Genomic DNA, 4,755 nt, shown 5'->3' with positions numbered 1-4,755 from the left:
TTATTAAACCATATTTTCCCTTAAAAATAAACTGAATATTTAATTTTATAAAAAATCCCGTACAATTTAGTACGGGATTTCCACTATTTTTTCAAATGATTATTGGACTGATCATCTTGTTCTTTTCGAAGTTCTTGTTCTTCATCTTTTGGTAATTGTTTATCATTATCTTTAATCGGGTTTGTTTCCCTATTTTCAATCATATCATTTGGAACTTGCGGCATTACACGGCCAACAATTGCTGCTAATTCATCAAGTATGCCTTCACCAGTTTTACCTTTTTTAATTTGCTTACCTATTTGTTTTAGTCTTTCATACGTATCAACATCTGCTACAACGACTGCATTCGCACCATTTGGGTCATTCTTCAAACTTTCTGCAACAGAATACTTAATTGACTCAACGCGAGTTCGATCAAGTTTCGCTTTTACATCAATACCTACCACAGCATATTTCCCAACTACTACTGCTGTCGCATCGTTTACACCAGGTATACTTGCAGCTAAAGATGCCAGATGATCAGCTGCCTTTTCATTTGGTTTATTTGATTTATTTGTATACGTAACATTTTTCATCGAGACATTTTTTTGTTCTGGCTTTTCATTAGGATTGTCTTTTTTTCCAATACTACATCCAGTAATAACGAAACAAAACATTAACATATATATAATGATTTTCATTATTTTCACCACTTTATCATTGATGTTTAATCATAAATTTTTTCAACCGCTTGCATCTTCTTCACTTTTTCTTCTGCCCCGCTATTTGCGTTAATGAAAATTTGGTACGTATCTTTCCCTAAAGTACCAATATATTCATAACAAAGTACTTCATTATGCAAGTCATTTACTACTACAGCTTTACGTTCTTCCATAACTTTTACATCGGGATTAATTTTCTTTCTCGCCTCAGCAGCAGTTAGCTTCGCACTCGGAATTGTTCGTTTTTGATGCGATGCTAAATATTCTTTCGCAGAAAAACCAACAATCGATCCATCATCTAAAGCAATTTTCATTTGAATTGCTTCTGGATAAATACGCACTCCATTTTCATTTACAACGTACGTAAACACACCGATATTATCATATTGAGAACTATCAAATAGCTCCATATTTGTAAACTTATGATCCTTTAAAAATGTTAATCCTTTACTTCCTGCATCATTTAAACTAATTTTTTGTTCTTTAATTTCTCGGTTGTTCATTACCCAAATTGGATATCCACCTTTTCCGGTAATATCCATATAATACTCATTGTTCGTTGCTGGATCTTGAATTTTCACACTGTAGAATGATTCTTTTGCACCTTTTCCACTTTTCTCAACTTCTACTTTTTCATTCCCTTTTAAGTTTAAAAATGATTTCGCGATTTTTTCCGCTTCCTCTTTCGAAATCGCCTTTCCTTTTGCCTCAAATCCGCCTTTTTTATTCTTTTGTGCACTTGTAAAAGTCGGTCCAAAGTTTGTGGACGAGTATGATGTTACATTCTTTTCTACCGTCTTTAATCCATCGATAATTGTGTTATCTGCTGGATCTTGGTTTGACGCTAGAGCCATTTCTACATCCATCCAGCGAAGATTATTTTTCAATACAAGATGCTGCACTTTTCTCAGTTCATCTTGTATATTTTCTGCATTTGAATATAAACCTTGTAACGTTTTATATTCTTGATCATTTAACGGTTCGTTTTCTAAATCACGAACCGCTGCACGATAACTAAAATCACCGATATTCGCAAGGAACTCTTCCGTTTTATTAAATGGCATTAATGTTAATGGTAGTTGCCCTACATCAGAACGAGCCTCTGATGTTAAACGCCATACATCTGCTAAAGCTGGCGATAATGAGGAACGTGAATTCATCGCCAGTGTTGTTCCAATTTTATCGTGTAATAAATCAACTTCATATGCTAAATCATGAAACGCACGCTGATAACTATTTTCCGCTCGAATTAATACCGCATTTTTCTCTTGATGCTCTTTATAGCCCCAATACCCTGTTCCTACTACACCTACTGTTAACAATACAATGATAATACCTCGTAACATGTTTCCACCTCCGCTCTATTTACAGAAAATATGTTTACCGATTTTTTTAATTTGTGGACGAGTCCAAATCCATTTGCTTGTCGCAGTATCTGGATTGAAATAATATAGTGCATTCCCTGTTGGATCCCATCCATTGATTGCATCTAATACGGCTTTTTTCGCATTTTCATTTGGCGTTAAATATATTTGTCCATCTGCTACTGCTGTAAAGGCTCTCGGTTCAAAGATTACACCTGAAACGGTATTTGGAAACGATGCACTTGTGACACGATTTAAAATTACCGCAGCCACTGCAACTTGTCCTAAATAAGGCTCACCACGTGACTCTCCATATACAGCGTTTGCCATTAGCTGAATGTCATTTTGAGAATAACCATTTGGAACATTTGTCCCTTTACTTTGTGGTGGTTTATTTTCTTGCGCAGTACCACCGCTGTTCCCTTTATTAGTTGTTGTACCTTTATTAGCGGTCGACTTATCATACTTTGTTGCCTTTACAAGCATTTGTTTCGTTTTAGCACCCGCTAAACCATCAACTGGCAATCCGAATTTTTGCTGAAAGTTTCGAAGCGCCCAATATGTACCCCATCCGAAAACACCATCTACTTTTCCTGAGTAAAATCCGTTATGTTTCAAACGAGATTGTAATTCAATGACATCTTCTCCAGATGCTCCCCTTTGAATTACTTGATTAGAAAAGGCTTCTACATTTTTGGTTTGTATACTACTTACCATTAAAGATAAGCCAATAAAGGTAAGTAAAACTGCTAGCTTCAAAAAACCTTTTTGACGCATATGTTTCCCTCCTTAAATACAGAATGAATTCATGGTTATGTTTTGTAAATGTGAAGCTTTTATGTAAAGAAGACAAAAAAAGCCAAGCTTATATGCTTGAAGATATATGCACACAATATAAAAAAGAGTAAAAGGAGCTTATTATGAAGTATTTCTTCACACGTATAGCATTCGCGATTTTTTTACTAACAGCATGTTCAAATATATATACTGGTCCATCTATAGTTCACGCACAGCCACCCTATGCAAAATGGGGTAAACTAGCCGTTGAAAAAACGAAAGAACAATATCCGAAAGCTGAGATTATCGATTACCTTCATATAGGTAGAAAACCAAAAACTGTTCAAATAACAGTTGAAAAGTTTAAATTATGGCTACGTGAGGGTGGAAAAGAGTATGGTGTTTTTGTGGATATAGAGTTTGATACGAAAACAGAGAAATTTTTAAAGATGTCCTTTCAGAAGACAAATCGGTAAAACAAAGAAACCTCCGTCTTTACATACAGACAGAGGTTTCTTTATGTACTTCTTCCTTAATAAGGAGGATTATTATTTATATGCAAAGATCGATTCCCTAACATTTTTACTAATCCGCAAATAGCTCCAATTACAACCGCTATTCCGATACTATATAAAAGTACTCTACCATATCCACCTATTCTCGGATCGAGAAACGGATATGGGTACCAATTCACGAATGGACCGCGTATTAAGCTATAGACAACATATAAAAGCGGGAAAACAAGCCAACTCGCAGCCTGTTTCCATGTAATGGTCTTTGTAGGTGGATTTATAACCCAGTCTAAAATCATCGCTAATGGCATGATGTAATGAAGCACAGTATTTACCCACGGTATTGCTGTTTGAAGTGACTCTTCTAATCCCCTTAATAACAAAAAATAAATAAGTCCTGTTGTCAGTATATATACTGTAGCTGCGCCGCGAAGAACTCCAAACTGCTCGGAACGTCCGAATGTGGCTGTCCCCACGCTACTTAATAGTAGAATTACCGCCACTAAAATATTACTTTCAATTGTGAAGAAACTAAAAAAATTAACTGGATTGAACGGTTTCACTTGTGCTCTTGTAACAAATTGAGTAATAAGTGCACTAAACGCTAGAAGACTTAATAACATTCTATAAATCGCTATCATTTTTGCACTTCTCATAAAACACCTCATTTCTCTTCTTATTTATGATTAGAATTCTCTTTTATATGCTCTATAAATAACTTTAATGGTACGAGGCCACGTTTCGGCATGTGACTACTAATAACCGCTATGAGCTCTAACTGCGGAATGATAATAATGTATTGCCCTCCGTATCCCATAGCAAAATACATACAATACGGTATGTGAAATCTTTCGTTATGTAATACCCACCAGTGATATCCATATGCCCCGACATGTTCATACGTTTCAAATAGAGCTGTATTTGATTCTTCTAACCATTTCGATGATACAATTTCATTCCCCTTCCAATATCCATTGTTCAAACATAATTTCCCTAACTTTAATAAGTCTATAGATTTCATTTTCATACCGAATCCGCCAACATATATATCTTGCGGGTCTTGTTGCCACTCATACTCCGTAATGTTTAACGGCTCAAATAAATACTTTTTCGCGAACTGCTCCGTCGACATTCCAGTTGCTTGTTGAATGATGTAACTAAGTAAGTGAGAAGAGCCTGAATTATAATTCATTTTCGTACCCATTTCTTCAATGAGCGGCTTTTCTAAAATGTATTGCACCCAATTGTCTGATTCCACAAAGTCATTTGGGAAAATAACCCCATTTCCGAACTCTTGCCAATCTTCTCCTGTTGTCATCGTTAATAAATGATACAGCGTTAGTTCCCTCTTTTTCTCCGGTGCATTTTGAATCCATGTTGTGATTTGTGTATGTATATCAT

Annotated in this window: 6 protein-coding genes; 1 reads left to right on the top strand and 5 read right to left on the bottom strand. The window is 35.5% G+C overall.

Features of this window, described 5'->3' with window-relative positions; all coding sequences use genetic code 11:
• Nucleotides 1-83: 83 nt before the first annotated feature.
• Genes AB3X48_RS18045 through sleB form a run of 3 tightly spaced genes read right to left on the bottom strand, consistent with a single transcriptional unit; the run spans nt 84 to nt 2,842 of the window.
• The gene (locus AB3X48_RS18045) at nt 84-680 is read right to left on the bottom strand and encodes a YhcN/YlaJ family sporulation lipoprotein (protein ID WP_016105042.1); all 597 of its coding nucleotides are present in this window, start codon (nt 678-680) and stop codon (nt 84-86) included.
• Nucleotides 681-706: 26 nt separating this feature from the next.
• On the bottom strand, nt 707-2,047 hold the full coding sequence (gene ypeB / locus AB3X48_RS18040; RefSeq protein ID WP_016105043.1) for a germination protein YpeB: 1,341 nt from the start codon (nt 2,045-2,047) through the stop codon (nt 707-709).
• 15 nt (nt 2,048-2,062) lie between these two features.
• Nucleotides 2,063-2,842 (bottom strand): spore cortex-lytic enzyme, encoded by a 780-nt coding sequence (gene sleB, locus AB3X48_RS18035; protein WP_367959778.1) that lies wholly within the window; start codon nt 2,840-2,842, stop codon nt 2,063-2,065.
• Nucleotides 2,843-2,985: 143 nt separating this feature from the next.
• Between sleB and AB3X48_RS18030 the strand changes: the two genes are divergently transcribed.
• Nucleotides 2,986-3,318 carry a YqzG/YhdC family protein gene (locus AB3X48_RS18030; protein ID WP_078181338.1) on the top strand — a complete coding sequence of 111 codons (333 nt, stop codon included), beginning with the start codon at nt 2,986-2,988 and terminating at the stop codon, nt 3,316-3,318.
• 56 nt (nt 3,319-3,374) lie between these two features.
• Here the strand turns inward: AB3X48_RS18030 and AB3X48_RS18025 are convergent, their stop codons facing one another.
• On the bottom strand, nt 3,375-4,010 hold the full coding sequence (locus AB3X48_RS18025; RefSeq protein ID WP_199714878.1) for a Pr6Pr family membrane protein: 636 nt from the start codon (nt 4,008-4,010) through the stop codon (nt 3,375-3,377).
• Nucleotides 4,011-4,030: 20 nt separating this feature from the next.
• The coding region (locus AB3X48_RS18020) for a serine hydrolase domain-containing protein (RefSeq protein ID WP_367959777.1) at nt 4,031-4,755 on the bottom strand (725 nt) is incomplete at its 5' end.

The sequence above is a fragment of the Bacillus sp. S4 genome (assembly GCF_040838205.1).
GTDB classification, from domain to species: Bacteria; Bacillota; Bacilli; order Bacillales; family Bacillaceae_G; genus Bacillus_A; species Bacillus_A cereus_U.
The sequence above is the reverse complement of the archived record's forward strand: the minus strand, read 5'-3'. Positions and strand labels throughout refer to the sequence as shown.